This is a genomic window from Streptomyces sp. NPDC029041, assembly GCF_040637515.1.
Lineage (GTDB): Bacteria > Actinomycetota > Actinomycetes > Streptomycetales > Streptomycetaceae > Streptomyces.
In genome coordinates, this window is sequence record NZ_JBEZWO010000016.1 from 13580 (window position 1) to 28859 (window position 15280).

At 67.7% G+C, this 15280-nt stretch carries 11 protein-coding genes, 1 tRNA gene and 4 pseudogenes; 11 read left to right on the plus strand and 5 right to left on the minus strand.

All coding sequences use genetic code 11. The annotated features are described in order from the left end of the window. Positions 1–289: 289 nt before the first annotated feature. The 9 genes and pseudogenes from AB0F04_RS32390 (at position 290) to AB0F04_RS32430 (ending at position 7583) form a co-directional block, all read left to right on the plus strand. Positions 290–451, plus strand: a complete 162-nt coding sequence (locus tag AB0F04_RS32390; RefSeq protein WP_362048158.1) for a hypothetical protein — start codon at positions 290–292, stop codon at positions 449–451. A 108-nt stretch (positions 452–559) separates the two neighbouring features. After that, positions 560–667 (plus strand): annotated as a pseudogene (locus AB0F04_RS32395) (IS5/IS1182 family transposase); the annotation flags it as partial. 14 nt (positions 668–681) lie between these two features. After that, positions 682–783 (plus strand): annotated as a pseudogene (locus tag AB0F04_RS32400) (DUF397 domain-containing protein); the annotation flags it as partial. 273 nt (positions 784–1056) lie between these two features. Further along, a pseudogene (locus AB0F04_RS32405) lies at positions 1057–1279 on the plus strand (transposase); the annotation flags it as partial. An 865-nt stretch (positions 1280–2144) separates the two neighbouring features. Further along, positions 2145–3203 carry a bifunctional DNA primase/polymerase gene (locus AB0F04_RS32410; RefSeq protein ID WP_362048399.1) on the plus strand — a complete coding sequence of 353 codons (1059 nt, stop codon included), beginning with the start codon at positions 2145–2147 and terminating at the stop codon, positions 3201–3203. Next, positions 3200–4729, plus strand: coding sequence for a phage/plasmid primase, P4 family (locus AB0F04_RS32415; protein ID WP_362048161.1), 1530 nt, complete (start codon positions 3200–3202; stop codon positions 4727–4729). Before AB0F04_RS32410 ends, AB0F04_RS32415 begins: the two co-directional genes overlap by 4 nt. 190 nt (positions 4730–4919) lie before the next feature. After that, on the plus strand, positions 4920–5303 hold the full coding sequence (locus AB0F04_RS32420) for a DUF6009 family protein (protein WP_362048164.1): 384 nt from the start codon (positions 4920–4922) through the stop codon (positions 5301–5303). 781 nt (positions 5304–6084) lie between these two features. Next, positions 6085–6612 (plus strand): annotated as a pseudogene (locus tag AB0F04_RS32425) (transposase family protein); the annotation flags it as partial. A 59-nt stretch (positions 6613–6671) separates the two neighbouring features. Beyond that, positions 6672–7583 carry a transposase gene (locus AB0F04_RS32430; protein WP_362048402.1) on the plus strand — a complete coding sequence of 304 codons (912 nt, stop codon included), beginning with the start codon at positions 6672–6674 and terminating at the stop codon, positions 7581–7583. A 12-nt stretch (positions 7584–7595) separates the two neighbouring features. Here AB0F04_RS32430 and AB0F04_RS32435 read toward each other — a convergent pair. Together AB0F04_RS32435 and AB0F04_RS32440 are read right to left on the minus strand one after the other, a co-directional pair. Then, positions 7596–7669 (minus strand) — tRNA-Ala (locus AB0F04_RS32435). Positions 7670–7908: 239 nt separating this feature from the next. Then, positions 7909–8580 carry an aminoglycoside phosphotransferase family protein gene (locus tag AB0F04_RS32440; protein WP_362048167.1) on the minus strand — a complete coding sequence of 224 codons (672 nt, stop codon included), beginning with the start codon at positions 8578–8580 and terminating at the stop codon, positions 7909–7911. Between the two features lie 482 nt (positions 8581–9062). Between AB0F04_RS32440 and AB0F04_RS32445 the strand changes: the two genes are divergently transcribed. After that, entirely contained in the window at positions 9063–9218 is a 156-nt protein-coding gene (locus tag AB0F04_RS32445; RefSeq protein ID WP_362048170.1) for a hypothetical protein, read from the plus strand. A gap of 101 nt (positions 9219–9319) precedes the next feature. Next, positions 9320–10189, plus strand: a complete 870-nt coding sequence (locus AB0F04_RS32450; RefSeq protein WP_362048173.1) for an alpha/beta hydrolase — start codon at positions 9320–9322, stop codon at positions 10187–10189. A 541-nt stretch (positions 10190–10730) separates the two neighbouring features. Here the strand turns inward: AB0F04_RS32450 and AB0F04_RS32455 are convergent. The 3 genes from AB0F04_RS32455 to AB0F04_RS32465 all read right to left on the minus strand — a co-directional run bounded on the left by AB0F04_RS32455 (position 10731) and on the right by AB0F04_RS32465 (position 14178). Continuing rightward, positions 10731–11558, minus strand: a complete 828-nt coding sequence (locus AB0F04_RS32455) for an SAM-dependent methyltransferase (protein WP_362048176.1) — start codon at positions 11556–11558, stop codon at positions 10731–10733. Between the two features lie 281 nt (positions 11559–11839). Next, on the minus strand, positions 11840–12925 hold the full coding sequence (locus tag AB0F04_RS32460; protein ID WP_362048179.1) for a ParB/RepB/Spo0J family partition protein: 1086 nt from the start codon (positions 12923–12925) through the stop codon (positions 11840–11842). Continuing rightward, positions 12922–14178: a ParA family protein gene (locus tag AB0F04_RS32465; RefSeq protein ID WP_362048182.1), complete on the minus strand. Its 1257-nt coding sequence runs from the start codon at positions 14176–14178 to the stop codon at positions 12922–12924. The genes AB0F04_RS32460 and AB0F04_RS32465 overlap by 4 nt, the downstream gene beginning before the upstream one ends. Positions 14179–15280: the final 1102 nt, after the last annotated feature.

A 15280-nucleotide genomic window follows, 5' to 3' on the forward strand; every position in this document is an offset into this window, starting at 1 on the left:
CCGGTGTTCCACTGGGGCCAGCCCCACGGGGAGCGCATCGCGATGTCCCCAGGACGTCGCGGACCGTCTCCGTCGCGTGCTCAGGCAGGGCGGTCAGCGTCTTCGCGGCCTGTGGGGACAGGCGCACCGCCCAGGCTGTCAAGAGACGGGCGACGCGGGCATCGTATCCGGCATCGGAGACGACCAGGAGTGCGAGTCTCCTTCCTTTGACTGGCCTGCGGCGAGACGTTCGACGACCTTGCGGCCCTGGACGGTGCCGACGGGCTCGAGTTCGCCGATCCCATTGGGCTTGGCCGTTTCCGGTGAGGAGGATCCCAACTACAGCCTGCGCGACGAGTTCATCGGTCACACCGCTCAGGACCTGGCCAAGCGTCTCGCAGGCACGAAGGCCGGCGAGACGACACAGGAGCAGTCCGCCGCACCGGACATGCGCAATTCATCCTGCAGTTGAGAGAGGCGGCGGGGTCGGACTTCCCTCCACTGCCCACCGGGCGGGAAGCCGTCCCCGCTGACTAGCCTGTATCAACGGGCTCTCAGTAAAGGTTGAACCGGTCGATGCGGCGTTGCACTACTGAAGTCCTGTGGGATCTTCCGCATTTCCCGGTGCAGTCCGAATCGAATGTCGTCAATCTCCGCGGCCGTGCTCACTCTGGAGCAGCAACGCTGAAAGACCTCAGTGACCAGGGCAGCAATTGCGTCGAGGTCGCCGCCTGCCCGCACGCCGTCCACGGGCGCGACTCCATGGACACCACCCGCCCCAGCCTCGCCCTCTCCCCCGCCGCTGGTCGGCGTTCCTGCACCTGGCGGCGTGTATCGGCTGATCGTGCGCTGTCGGTGGGCCGTCCGCCCGTCGCTGCAGCGGGGTGCGTCGGGCCAGGAGCAGGGACTGGGTGGCGACGGCCGAGGCGGGCTCAGTTCCTTCACGTTGCGGCAGTGCGCGGCCCGGGTAGGCGACGAACCCGCCCCGGGTCTTGCCCTGGCTCGCAGGCAGCAGCCGTTCGCCTCTGCTGATGAGGTGTGAGCGCATTCGGTGTCGCGCAATCCCGCCGCCGCAGGCGGCGGCCATGGGAGAAGCCCGCAGAGCCCCGGCGGCTCACCCCGCCCGGCCCGAGTCCGCCGGGGGTTTCGGACCCTCCGTCTGCACCTGCACTGCCCGGCCCGCGCGCCGGAACCCTCAAATCGCGGGCGTGGAAGGGCACGTGATCCGAAGAACCAGCGGCCCGCCACCCGCTACGACGTGGGCAAAATCGTGGAACGACCCGAGAGCATCGTCAAACGTGAAGCGCCTGAGGTACTTCGCGGGCTCAGGAGCCCGTTTGCAGGGCCGGTCAGGGGCCTTGGTGGGGTTGCAGCCGACGGGGGATGTTGGCTACCTGTCGGAAACATCTGCGTGGACGGTGGCCCCGCGGAACGACCTGGCGATCAGTGACTGTGTCCTCTTTGGTCCCTGCTCCTCAGTCCCTGGACAAAAATGCAGGTCAAACGGGTATGAGGCTTAGTCGAGGGACTCAAGGGACTCTCATTCCGAATTATGAGCCAGTCTTGTGTGCGGGTACGCGCGGGCGCATCTGTCTACCTACAGGTTGTAGCTAGCTCATAATTGAGGATCCCAGTCCCTACGGTCCCTTGCGAGTGGTTCGCAGTGCCTCTGACCTGCGAAAATGTTCAGGGACTGTGGTGAGGGACCAAAGGGCTGCGGCCGACGGCTTCGTCCCTGCCGCTCTGCGGCGGGTCGGCGGTTGCAGCAGCCTGGGGGCATCGCCAGCGATAAGGCCGGCCTTGTTCACGGCTGTGCCAGGGCTCCAGTCCCTCGCCGCGCGACAGAGCATGGGTTTGCCGATTGTGTGGAAGTGCAGTCCCTCCAGCCACTCCCAATTGGGACATTGCTCCCATCGGTTGTGCCGTGGAGCGACTCAAGGGACCGTAGGGACTCTAAAAGCTGATGGGCCGCCACGCGGGGGAACTGCCGCCCACCATCGTTCCTGGGTCCTAGACTCTCTTCCGAAACACAGTCCCTACAGTCCCTCGAGACCCTCACTACGGCACGCGGTCACTGCACCAGTGGGGCGCATCAGGGACTGAAGGAACTGAATAACGCAAACTTCGAAGAAGGACGACGCGTGCCCGGCCCCAGTGCGACGAGAGTGCCCGCAGGCCCTGCGAAGCCTGCCACACCGCATACCGTTGCCCGGTGGTGCGCTGAGCAGGGCTGGCCTGTCCACCCCCTTGCAGCGGGCCGTAAGACGCCCGCAGGAAACTGCGCAGCCTGCAAGGATCAGCATCACCAGCCAGCCGACTGCCCCTGCCTTCCCGCAGGCCGTCCATGCCATGGGTTCCACGCCGCCACTACCAACACCGCGCGCATCGACGCCTGGTGGTCCCGCACGCCGTCCTGGGGCGTCGGCGTGGCCTGCGGGGGAGCGGACCTGATCGTCATCGATATCGACGCGCACTCCGCGCCGGTCCCGGACCGCAACCGCCTCCTGCCTGGCATCGCCATCCACGACTCAGTCGACCTGGACGGTTTGGCGTCCGGCTTCGACACCCTCGCGCTCCTGGCGGCACTACGCCGGCAACCCAGCCCCGCCGACGACGACAGCACGCTGCGGGTGCGTACCCCCTCCGGTGGCCTGCACGTCTGGTACCGAAACCCCCACCCAGCCACACGGTTCCGCTGCTCGACCGGATCCAGCTCCAAGGTGGCCCTTGCCTGGCAGGTCGACGTACGGGCTGACGGCGGCTACATCGTCGCTCCCACCACCCGCACCGCCCAGGGGACTTATTTGCGCGAAGGGCCGACCCGACTGCCTGCGCCTCTGCCGGAATGGCTCGGCGAAGAACTCGTGAGGACCGGCCACGTGATCCAGCGCCCGCCGGTCCGCCCCAAGTCCGAGGTCCCCCGCGCTCGCCGTCCCCGAACCGCTGCCGGCGGGCAACGTGTCCTGGAGCCCCTGCTCCTGGAGGTCGCCGAGTGCGCGGCCACGCGTGAAGGCGCGGCCTTCACCGAGAAGCTCAACAAGGCCGCATACACCGCCGGCGGACTCACGGCAGCCGGGCATCTGGACGAACGCACCGTGCGAGCCCAGCTGCTCGAGGCTGCCGAGGCTGCGCGCCCCTGGCAAAGTGCCCGCAACGTACGCATCGTCGACGACGCCCTCGCCGCCGGGGCCGCCCGCCCGCTCCACCTCGAAGGACGTTCATGAGCAGCGCCGAGACCCCGCGCTTCGACGCCAGCGCCGCCGCTCAGCAGATGCTGGACCTCGAACAGGCCGCCCCTGCGCCCGCAGCCCTGCCCGCCCAGGCCAACGCTTCCCCAGCCACCCCTTCCTGGGCGGAGCCGGCCCCATTGCCCGGCACGCTCACCGACCGCGGCAACGCCAAACTGTTCGTCAAGCTCTACCGCGACCAGTTCCGCCACGTCGAAGGCCTGGGCTGGTTCTCCTGGGACGGCTACCGCTGGAAGCGCACCGGCGGCGAGAAAGCCGCCCTGTGGGCCGCGGGAGAGATGGCCGAGGACATGCCGGACAGCGACCCGCGCGGCGTCTTCAGCGACCGCGAGCTCCACCACCACAAGAAGCGCACCCTGTCCACCACCGGAATGAAGGCGCTCCTCACCCAGGCCAAGGCCTCCCCGGACCTCTCCGTCGATCCCGACACCCTCGACGGCGACCCCTACGCCCTGTGCACCCCCGCCGGCGTCGTCGACCTGAACACCGGCCTGCTCCGCAAACCGGACCCCACCCGGGACTTCCACTCCCGCGCCACCAGCGTCGCCCCCCAGCAGACCCCCACCCCGCGCTGGCACCGCTTCCTGCACGACACCTTCGGCGACGACGCCGAAGGCCAGGAAATGATCGACTTCCTGCACCTGCTTCTCGGCTACTCCATCACCGGCGATGTCGGCGCGCAGGTCCTGCCCTTCCTCCACGGACACGGCAAGAACGGCAAGTCCGTCCTGCTTGACACCATGATCCAAATCCTGGGCGACTACGCCGACGCCGCCCCACCCGGATTCCTCATGGACCGCGGCGCGTTCTCCGAGCACTCCACCGAACTCACCGAACTCCACGGCCGCCGCCTCATCGTCTGCAGCGAACTCAAGCCCAACGACAAGTTCGACGAAGCCCGCGTCCGGCTCCTGACCGGCGGAGACAAAATCAAAGCCCGGCGAATGCGGCAGGACTACTTCTCCTTCAGCCCCACCCACCACCTATGGCTGCTCGGCAACCACCGCCCCGAAGTGTCCACCGGCGGCTTCGCGTTCTGGCGCCGCATCCGCCTGCTGCCCTTCGAACGCACCGTCCCCGACCACCGCAAGATCGACAACCTGGCCTTCGAACTCGTCCGCGACGAAGGCCCCGGCATCCTGCAGTGGCTCATCGAGGGCGCCCGCCGCTACCTCACCACCCGCGACAACCTCGAAGGCCCCGACCGCGTCCGCATCGCCACCACCGCGTACGCCAACACCGAAGACCACATCGGCCGCTTCCTCACCGAATGCTGCACCCGCGACCGCGAAGCCCAGCCCGACCTACGCGTCGAACAAGGCCTCCTCTACACCACCTACGCCTCCTGGTGCAGCAGCGGCGAAGGCATCCGCCCCGCCGGCGCCCGCGCCTTCGCCACCCGCGTCCGGCAAGAGGTCGGCCTCGCCTCACCCGCCGACATGATCAAATCCAACGGCCGCAAGTACTACCCCGGCCTCGCCCTGCTGGACACACCCTCATGAACCGACCCCCGCACCACCACAGCGAACCACCGCGCCACCGCCCCGCCCATCAGGGCACCCAGACGCCCCTACCCGCCCTCATCGGCCCGGCCTACCATGAAGCCGCCAGGGCAGGCTCTACAACAGGCGGCACACCACACCACGAGGCGGACCGCCGTCCGGCCCGGCACACCAAGGAGGGCAACCAGCTATGAGCTCGCTACTGACCGAGGGCGATCTCACCCACGAAGCACACGTCGTGTGGCTGGAAGACCCCGAGAACCTCGACTACGTGCGCCAGGCCCTCGACAAGACCCCCCGCCGCCGCAACAAACCCCGCTACGCCCGCGACGGTCGCATGGTCGGCTACGCCGAGCTTGACGACCACGCCGAAGCCGACCCTGACAGCGGCCTCTACCGCCGCCGCGTCTTCTTCCTCCTCCCACACGACCGCGACGCCCAACCCGAAGGCCTCTACCAAGAAGGCGCCCCCGGAGAGGCCGTCGACCCCCGCACTATCGACGTAAGGAAGGTAGGGGAGAAGACCCCCCGATCACAGAGGGGCCCTGCCGCCATAACCGGTTCACGTGCCTGACCTTCTTTGCGCGGCGTAGAGCGCTGGTTGCAGTACTGCTCGACTCACTGGCTGATCACCCCGGTTGGCGCTCGCATGTTGGTTGACCGGGTGGGGTGGTGCTTGTCCGCTCATAGCCGGTTGATGACCTGGAGGTGGGGCGAAGCCGAAACCCGCGTCCTTCCTCAGACCCAGCAGGGGCAGTTCGGCTCGGGCCACGGCACGCTGTGCGAGCCGCGCGCCTAGGCGGCCCGGCGCGCTGCGACTGAGGCGGTGGGTGCGGAGAGGGAGTGCCAGCATCGGGGCAGGGCTAAGCGTCGGGCGGGGCCAAGCACCCCGTCGGTCAACGCCCTGACCTCTGACGGGCCGGTCTGCGGCGGCTGCTACTCCAGCCCTGTCCGCCGGTGCGGGGTCTGAGGACAGATCGTTCCCATCGTCGCCCGGGCCGGCGGCTCCACTGCGGTCGGCCGGCACCGGCCACGCGTCCTGGGTTCAGGGTCACAGGAACTGGCCTCAGATCGTGCCGAGGAACTGTTCGGCCACTGCGGATGCCGTCTGCGTGGCTTTGTTCACGAGTTTCGGTCTGGCTCAGGTTGTGTGACTCGTGCAGTGTGAGTGACGGCTGAACCCCCTCTGATGCCTTGGGAATTTGCCTCAGTACGAGCATTGGCGCGAGTGACTGGGCCGAAAGTTCGGAGCTGTGAATGAGATCTTGCTCCGGCTGGAGGCGTTGCTGTTCCCGTCGATCGCAGATATCGCGGTGCTGTCGGTGGACGTGAACGTCGCGATTGTGCGTGTCGATGTGCGATGCACGGCCGCAGGCGCCTCGTGCCCGGGCTGCGGAGCGTGGTCTGCCCAGGTTCATGGCTCCTACCTGCGGTTTCCCGTTGATGTTCAGCGTGCGGGACGAAGCGTCGTACTCCAGCTGCTAGTCCGCCGGTTTACCTGCCGGAACGTCGCGTGTGGACGCCTCACGTTCGTCGAGCAGATACCCGGCCTGACCCGAAGGCACGGCCAGCGGACCGAGCGGCTCCGCTCAATGCTGGGCGCGATCGGTCTCGCCCACGCGGGTCGGGCCGGCGCCCGCCTAGCCGACATCGTCGGTGTACCGGTCAGCCGCAGCACGGTCCTGCGGCTGGTCCACACCCTTCCCGAGCCGGAAGTGCAAGCTCCGCGGGTGGTCGGCGTCGACGAGTACGCCACCCGCAAGGGCCGCCACTACGGGACCGTCCTTGTGGACGTCGAAACCCGTCGCCCCGTCGACCTGCTGCCCGACCGGGAGTCGTCGAGCCTGGCCGCGTGGCTGGCCCAACGACCTGGAGTCGAGGTCGTCTGCCGAGACCGCGCGCCGTTCTTCGCGGAGGGCGCCACGGCTGGCGCTTCGCAGGCATGCAGGTCGCGGACCGGTGGCACCTCTGGCACAACCTCAGTGAGGCCACCGAGCGAAGCGTCATCCAGCATCGCCAATGTCTGCGAGCCCTCATTCCCGAGACACTTGCACCGGCCGAGACGGAGCTCGACCTCGTGCAGGAGTCGTCTCGCTCGCCATGGCCGACTGGCCACCGGTTCGCTGACCGGACCCGGACCACGCACGCCACGATCCACGCCCTGGTCGAGGCAGGACACAGCCGCCGCGCGATCCAGCGGCAACTCGGCATGACGAGCCGAACCGTCAAGCTCTACGCGAACGCCGCCAAGCCGGAAGACCTTTTCACCGGTCAGTGGCAGGCCCGGGCCTCGGTGCTCGACGAGTACAAGACCTACCTCGACGACCGCTGGAACGAGGGCGGCACCAACGCCTGGAAACTGTGGGAAGAGATTGTCCCGCTCGGCTACAAGGGCAGCTACCAGCGCGTTCGCGCCTACCTCCGCCTGGAACGCACCTCGCCACGATTGGTGATGGCACGGCCGCCCTCACCTCGGGCCGTCGCCGGATGGATTCTCCGCCGCCCCGAAACCCTCTCCAAGACCGAACACCTCCACCTGAAGAACGTCCAGGCCAACTGTCCCGAGATTGCCGCCCTCACCCGCCACGTTCGGTCCTTCGCGACAATGCTGAACGAGCGCCAGGGCGACCGCCTGCCGGACTGGATCGATGCCGTCCGACAGAACGACCTTCCCAGCCTCCACACCCTTGCCGCAGGGCTGGAACGCGACCGTGATGCTGTCATCGCCGGCCTGACCTTGCCGTGGAATTCGGGCGTCGTCGAAGGACACGTCAACAGGATCAAGATGTTCAAGCGTCAGAGGTTCGGGCGCGCGAGCTTGCAACTCCTACGGAAACGCGTCTTGCTGGCATAAGCCAGAGCGGGATGGGGCTGGCCGGATTCGAACCGGCGTCCTCCCACATGCGGTGAAGGCGCGACAACCGCTGCGCTACGAGCCCCATCCCGCCCGCGATCATACGAGCCCCCTGACCCCAGCGCTCTGAATTGAGGACTAATCACTCAGCGCGACGCGACGACACCACAAAACCTGAGCCAGAACCCGAGTTTCGGCAGCAGTCGTTCATGACTTCGGGAGGCAGGCAAGCAGCATGGTGTTCGATGTTCTCGAGAACCGGCAGTGCTTCCGCTCCGTTGGCATCCAGAGTCTCGGCCCGCTCTGCCGGTGCCCGGATACCGAGCTACTCCTGCCAGTCCGCTGTGGCTGCGGCACGCCCCTGCCATAGCCTCACGCCCGGACCGTTCGGCTCCCACCGGTCGCAGAACCGCCGCAGCTCCTCGCACCGGGTCAGCATGGCCGCCCTGCGGACCCGCCAGGGCGGCACCTCCCCGCCGTAGGCCCCGAAGAAGTCGCCGAGTGCAGTGCGATGCTCAGGGTGGTGGGTGCGCACGATCCACTCGCACCAGGCCAGATCCTCGACCGGGTCCCCCAGGTGGGCGAATTCCCAGTCGACCACCGCGGTGACCTTCAAGGTGTCGGGATCGAGCAGCACATTGTTGGGCCCGAAGTCACCGTGCACCAGCACTTTCTCCGCTCTGGGCGCGTCTTCCGTCAGCACGCTTGGTGCGGTTCCGTGGATACGTCGCAGCAATTCTCCGCAGCTCGCCAGGACAGCTTCTGGTTGACCGGCGGCAAGAAGCTCCTGGCCAGGTGCACCGGCCACGAAGCCAAGAGTGAGCATGGCCTCCGTCCTTCCCTGCACCGGCGGCACGGGCAACCGGCCCTGCAGCCGGGTCAGCAGTGCGTGCTCCCGACGGAGCCTGAGGTCTGCTTCGGGGCCCTCGTACGTTTTCTCCACGACGGTGCCATCGCCGACAATGCGGTTGGTGTAGCCGTGCTTCAGCGGACGCATCCGCTGATCATCAAACACAGGGCAGCTCTCCGGCTACCCCACACGCGCTTCGCCCGCGCGTAGTCCGCCGGCATCGGTCGGTGCTGTGGAAACCCGTGAGCAGTTCGATTCCAGGTCCCGGCTCGCGTGCCTTCCAACCCGTGAACAACTGCTGTCCGTTCTCGTGGACAGAGCCATCTGCGTCTGTCCGTCGGTAGAACGGAGGACGAGGGTGCCAGCTTGCACTTCGGCCCGCTCGCCAACGGCCTGCGCACCGACCACCCGATGCCCGGTCTGCCGTTCGTCGACGACTCGCACCTGCCGCTCGACGACGGCCCCGACGCCATCGAGGCCGTCGGCCAGAGGACACCAACCATGCCGATCGAGCCCGGTCAGAAGTACGTCGCCCAGGACCGCTCCGGCTACCGGTACCGCGTCGACGCCTGCCGGCCTGGAGACACCTACGTGCAGTCACGGATCTCACCGACGGCACCCGCCGCAAGGTGGAGCCGACCAGCCTGCACACCGACCCTGCGCGCCGCACTGGCTACCTCCTGGCGTCCCTGGTCGGCGCCGAGTGGGCGGCCGACCCGCGTACACGGGACGTCCTGTACCGCGTGCAACTGGCACGCATCGCCGACGGCGCGGCCGAGAAGTGAGGACACCGGCCATGAACACACCCTCGGCGTTCGCACCCGAACGAGATGAAGCGGCTCGGCCGCGTCGATGAGTTTCGGAGACGGCGCCGGTCTGCACAGGTATGGAGACTTACACGCTTGAGACAGTCGGCGCGGACCTGGTCTACGACGTTCGTGGGCCGCTGCCGGCCGCGGACGGACGCGCGCCGTTGTTCATGATCGGACAGCCCATGGACGCCAGTGGCTTCGTCGCACTCGCCGCGCGCTTTCCTGAGCGGACCGTGGTCACCTATGACCCGCGCGGTCTCGGTCGCAGCACTCGTAAGGACGGGCGGGTCGATCACAGGCCGCAGACCCAAGCCGAAGACGTGCACGCCGTCATCGAGGCGCTCGGGGTCGGGCCGGTCGAGATGTTCGCCAGCAGTGGGGGAGCGGTCACCGCGCTCGCGGTCGTGGCGAGGTATCCCGCAGACGTGACGACTCTGGTCGCGCACGAGCCGCCCCTCATCACCCTCCTGCCGGACGGCCCGGCAGCCGTGCGGGCGCGAGACGGAGTCCGGGAGGCCTACGAAAAGCGGGGAGGGGGTGCCGGGATGGCTGCGTTCGTGGCGATGACCTCGTGGAAGGGAGAGTTCACCGACGCGTACTTCGCACAGCCACAGGCCGATCCCGCCGCGTTCGGGATGCCCCCGGAGGATGACGGCTCACGTGACGATCCGCTGCTGTCCGACCGGTCCTGGGCGGTCAGCGGCTTTCGGCCGGATGCCGACGCGATCGCGGCTGCGCCGACCCGCGTCGTGATCGCTGTGGGCGAGGAGTCCGAAGACGTGCTGACCGGACGCACCGCCGTCGCGACCGCTGAACTGCTCGGACAGCGGGTGACCGTGTTCCCGAGCCATCACGGCGGTTTCATGGACGGGGAGTTCGGATATGCGGGGAAGCCGGACGAGTTCGCGCATCGACTGCGCCAGGTCCTTGACGGCGCCTCGTAAGCCAGACCGCTGACCGAGCAGCTTTCCCCGCCCCGGCTGCGCTGGCCTCGAGCACGATGAGAGCTGGGCACGCGCGGTCGTACTTACGGGGCTCTATTCGGGCGTACGCCGCCACTGGGCCGTCTTCGAGCGCCGCAGGTGCACGGCGGTGCTTGTGCCGACTACATGTGGCGGATGACGTTGTAGGTGGTTGCTGAGGCAGGCGCCGGATGCGGGGCGTTGTTCCAGCCGATTGCTTCTGCGCGCTCCTCGCTTGCCGTGCGCGCATGATCACGGGAGTGCCCGTGTGGGAACCGATGCAGACCGGAATCGCCTGCGCGGCGGTTGGTCAGGGCGACGGCAAGTACAGCACCTACTCGTACTACGCCCCGCGGACGGCGACATCTACAACTTCCCGAGCCACGCGACGTACGACTTCAATAGCCTCGACATTGCTGAGGGGCACATCGACCCGGGCATGCTGATCATGGTGTCCGGGTCGGAAGCCTTTGCTGTGACGTGGTCGAGAAGGTGAACAGCCAGGTGCCTCGGTCGTCGAGGGCTAGAGTTTGCGCGCCAGCACGGCTGCGATGAGGTGCTCCCAGACGGTGAGGTCTCGTTCGCCGCTGCTGTTCCACGGGCCGTCGGCCATGACGGGGTGCCACAGGGACGCGGGGACGATCCCGGGGTCGAGGATCTCCAGGCCGTGCAGCAGAGCTGCGATCTCCTCGTCGGTGCGCCAGCGACCCCGGCCGAAGGTCTCCTGGAGGACTCTCTCGGCCTCCGCCGTCTCCGTGTTGTCACCGGAACGGAAGTGGCTGACGAAGAAGTAGCTCCCCGAGGGAACGTGGTCACGCCAGTAGCGGACGATCCCGGCCGGGTCTTCCTCGTCGTTCACGTGGTGGAGGATGGCGCTGAACATGACGGCGACGGGGCGGTCGAAGTCGATCACTTCCTGGGTGTCCGGGTGGGTGCGGACGCCTTCGGGGTTGCGTACGTCGACGGGGACGACCCGGGTCCGGTCGTTCTCCTCCAACAGTGCACGGCCGTGGACCAGTACCTGGGGGTCGATGTCGACGTAGACGACACGAGAGCTCGGAGCGTGTCGTTGCGCGACCTGATGGACGTTGTCGGCGGTCGGAAGGCCGCTTCCCAGGTCGATGAACTGCCGTATGCCGGTGGTCGTCACGATCACCTCGACCGCACGGGTCAAAGCTTGGCGGTTGGCGAAGGCGATGGCCACCGAACCAGGAAGGTCGCGTTTGAACACGTCGCCGACCTGCCGGTCCACGGCGTAGTTGTCCTTGCCCCCGAGCAGGTAGTCGTAGACACGGGCGATGCTGGGTTTGGTGGGGTCGATGGAGGAGCCTGCATCCGTCATGGCGCCCATCTTCCCCCGGGGCGAGTGTGTCGTGGGCGGCAAGTCGAAGTCCGCGGCCTCATCCTCCCGCCGCCAGCGCGGGGTGTTCCGACACCCTTGCTCACTCAGGAACGTGGGTGACCGGTCGATCGGGGGCCGGCGACGCCGGAAACGCGGCGGAGGACACCCGCTGCGGCCCCCTCATCCTTCTTCAGGGGCAACGCGAAGGCGCCGAGCCGGGGCGCGGGCCAGGCTTCCGGCTGTCGGGAGACCGGCCCGCGCGTCGAGAGTGCGACGGCTCGCATGAGAGGTCAACCTGCCGAGACGGCCCTGCTGTCCCTGTGCTTGATGAGCCGGTCCAGCATCTTGTCGAACTCATCCGGCGGCATCTTGTGAATCAAGTAGATGGCCGCGGATGCGCCGTCGTCGTAGGGGAACCGCTTGAGCTGCGGCTCGCCTCCCGCAGCTGTGGTCTCAACGGCGGTGGATTGGACGGGAAGAGTGGGCGCACCCTCTCCTGTGCGGGCCGGCCCTTCAGCAGCCCCGTGCCTCGGAGAGGGCGTGGGCGGCACAGCGGAGCCGTCATCGTCTATTACGCCGTAATAGCCGTCGGTCTTCTCGGCTTCCCGGGTGGCCGGAGCAGCAGCCTGGGTCTGCTTGCTTCGTTTGCGCTCCTGCTTCTCTGCCTCCTTGCGGGCTCGTTCCTGCTTGAGCCCGGCGAGCACCGTCTCCTGCTGTTCGGGGGGCTTGCTGCCCACAGCGCGCAGCAGGTCGATGGGCTCTTCACCGATACGGGCCTGGAGTTCTGGAGTGAGGCTGAGCAGAGCGAGTCGTTGTGACACCCAGCCCTGGGAGCGGTGAAGCCTCTTCGCCAGAGCGGTTTGGCTGCCGTGGATGGCGAGGAGGCGTTGCAGAGCTCGCGCTTCGTCCAGCTCCGACAGGTCCTGGCGGTGGATGTTGGCGACGAGGGCGCTTTCGAGGAGCTCTTCCGAGTTGCCGCCCTGGTCGTCGCTGACCATCACCTTGATGGTGGTGAGGGCGGCTTCGCGGGCGGCGGCGAGTCGGCTGCTGCCGTCGATGACGACGTGGGTGGTGTCGGGTTCGAGGTCGGCTTCCCGCTCGGGGTTGGCCTTGATGTAGGCGTCGCGGTTCATGACCGTGATCGCTTGTTTCTGCCCGTGGGTCTGGAGGCTGCCTGCGAGATCGGTGAGGTCTCCGAGGCTGGAGCGGGGGTTGTCGGGGTTGAGGCTGATCCGGTGTGGGGGGAGTTCCGTGGGAGGTGCGACGCCCTCGGTTGGCACGCCGGTCGCCGCTGCGACGGCCTGCCGGCGGGCGCTGACAGGTCGCGCTCCACCGCCGAAGCGGCCGGCTCCCAGCTGGCTGGCCTTGCTGCTCACGACACCTCCCGCGCCAGGGCTCGCATGCCGATCGCCTGCTGCGATTTCGGCGCGTACGACAGGAGGGGCTTCTTCACTCGTACTGCTTCCTTCTGTTCCTTGAGGTCGCCGATGAGGCCAACGACGCGCGGGTCCTTTATGTCGACCCAGCCTTGGAGTGAGGAGGTGGCGATGTAGCCGCGGCGGGAGTCGTAGAGGTTGACGACGATGCCGAGGTAGTCGATGTCGACTTGGAGGTCGGCGCGCAGGTCGTCGATCTGAGTGGTCAGCAGGTCGTAGGCGTCGGCGGAGCTGTCCTCGGCCTGTACAACGATCAGCGCGCCGGATTGTCCGGGTGCCTCGCTGTCGCGGCGGCGCCCGTAGTACGCAGCGGCGTCCATGCTGAGGCCGAGGCTGGGCGGGCAGTCGACGACGATGACGTCGTAGTCGTCTTCGAGGGGGGCGAGGGCGCGTTCCAGGGCGGCTTCGCGGGCGCGTACTGCGGACAGGCGCACATCGAGGAGGAAGGCGTCGTTGCAGGCGGGCAGGAGGTGGAGGCGTCCTCCGAAGGCGTCGTCATCGATGGAGACGATGAGGTCGCGGAGATCGCCCTTTGCGTCGCCTGCCATGTGGTTGGTCAGGCTGTCGCCGTTCATCGGCAGGGGAGAGGCGCCCAGTTGATTGGTGAGGTGGCACTGGGGGTCGAAGTCGACCAGCAGCACGCGCTGTCCGAGCCCGGGCAGGTTTTCCACGTCGAGGGGGTCGGTCTCCTGCTCGTCGTGTACCTCGCTGGCGCGCAGGGCTTTCGTGAGGGCCTTGGCGACACGTACGGCGTGGAGGGCGTTGGGGTCTTCGGCGAGGGCTTCGCCGAGGCCGGCCGTGATGGCGGTCTTGCCGACGCCGCCTTTCTGGTTGCAGACGATGATGCGCCGGGTGATGGACGGCCGTTCGACGTCAGGGGCCGGGTTGGTGTCGAGCCACAACTGGACGGCCTGGGCGAGGCCTTGGGCAAGGGAGACGCGGCGGTCGGATGCGGTGCGCGTGAACCCTTCCCACTGTCCGTGAGGGAGGAAGGTAGAGAAGGAACTCGCGCCGGCGGTGTCGACCTGGGCAGGGGAGGAGGCCAGGGTGCACCAGTCGGCGATGCCCTGCTCGACGGCGGCCTGGATCTCGATGCCGTGCTGGGCGGCTCTGATTTTGAGGTTCTGCCGGAGCCATCCCGGCAGCTTGGACACGACCTTCTCGCGGTCGCTGGAAGTGGCAGGCGAACTCATGGAGGACACCATACTAACGTCCATGATCCTTTGTCGTCATTGACGCGTTAGTTTATTCCTGTTGGGCCGTCAGGGAGCTCTCATGCCTGCCCGCGGGCTATTACGACGTAATAGCCCCCCTGCGACTGCGCGGCACCCACTCGGGAGGGGTGGACTGCTCGTACACCTGCTGCCTGCAGAAAACCCTGCCCGGCCTCGGGCTTCAATCGAAAGGCCGGGCGTCTGCCTCGTCGGGGCCGCTCACGGACGAAGCCTGCATCTCTCTCGGCCTGTGCAGACTGGTCTGGCTGCGATGAGCAGGCCATGCCGAAGCGGTTCGTTGACGGGGCAGCCGCACTAGGCCCGGCAGGCATCTATTACGGCGTAATAGCCACAGGTCCGGGGGAGCGCTGCCGTCAGCAACTGGAAGCCCGCGTCGAACACCTGGCCGCACACACCTCCGCTGGTCCTCAGCGCGGGCGAGAGTGGTTCACGGGCACGAAGGGTGGCATCCACGGGGTCAGCGCAGCGATACCTGGCGCAGGGTGAGAGTTGGCCGTACTGGAGCCCTCACCTCTGCCCAGGATCTATTACGGCGTAATAGCCCCCAAGCGGATGCGGGCACGCGCTCGGTCCCAGGCGCTGGAAGCCGTCGACACGGTCATGGCGGTGCCCAACGCTGTCTCCGGAGCGCCCTGGGCCGGGGGAGGGCCACGGCGCCGACGCTGGCCGCACAAGCCGCTGGATCGGCGGGCCCCCCTACCCGCGGGACCCCTGTCCGCCTCAAGTTCCAATCGACCCGGGGTGACGGCACCTTGTCTGGACGTCCACTCACAGACCAGGCCTGCAACTCCTGCGCCTGCGCGGACTGCAGTGCTCACCCATCAGGTGTCTACGGCCCTTCGCGCCCTCACCAGACACCGCACCTCTGCCCCTTCTGGAGCGACCAGCACGACTTCCGGTTGCAGTCCTTCGGTGCGCCGGGCCTGGGCCTCGGCGCCGCAGATCGCCAGCCGGGGCTTACGAGGCACGTGCTGTGGGTCGATCTGCGCCGTCATGGCCGACGGCTCGTCACTCGTGCCGGAGTCGCCCGTCCGCCGTCAGCCGAAGAAGACCAAGGTCA

Excerpts from the sequence above, each read along its gene's own strand:
- AB0F04_RS32440 (WP_362048167.1), bottom strand. The coding sequence starts at position 8,580 with ATGCGTCCGCTGAAGCACGGCTACACCAACCGCATTGTCGGCGATGGC.
- AB0F04_RS32420 (WP_362048164.1), top strand. The coding sequence starts at position 4,920 with ATGAGCTCGCTACTGACCGAGGGCGATCTCACCCACGAAGCACACGTC.
- AB0F04_RS32450 (WP_362048173.1), top strand. The coding sequence starts at position 9,320 with ATGGAGACTTACACGCTTGAGACAGTCGGCGCGGACCTGGTCTACGAC.
- AB0F04_RS32430 (WP_362048402.1), top strand. The coding sequence starts at position 6,672 with ATGCAGGTCGCGGACCGGTGGCACCTCTGGCACAACCTCAGTGAGGCC.
- AB0F04_RS32465 (WP_362048182.1), bottom strand. The coding sequence starts at position 14,178 with ATGAGTTCGCCTGCCACTTCCAGCGACCGCGAGAAGGTCGTGTCCAAG.
- AB0F04_RS32415 (WP_362048161.1), top strand. The coding sequence starts at position 3,200 with ATGAGCAGCGCCGAGACCCCGCGCTTCGACGCCAGCGCCGCCGCTCAG.
- AB0F04_RS32455 (WP_362048176.1), bottom strand. The coding sequence starts at position 11,558 with ATGGGCGCCATGACGGATGCAGGCTCCTCCATCGACCCCACCAAACCC.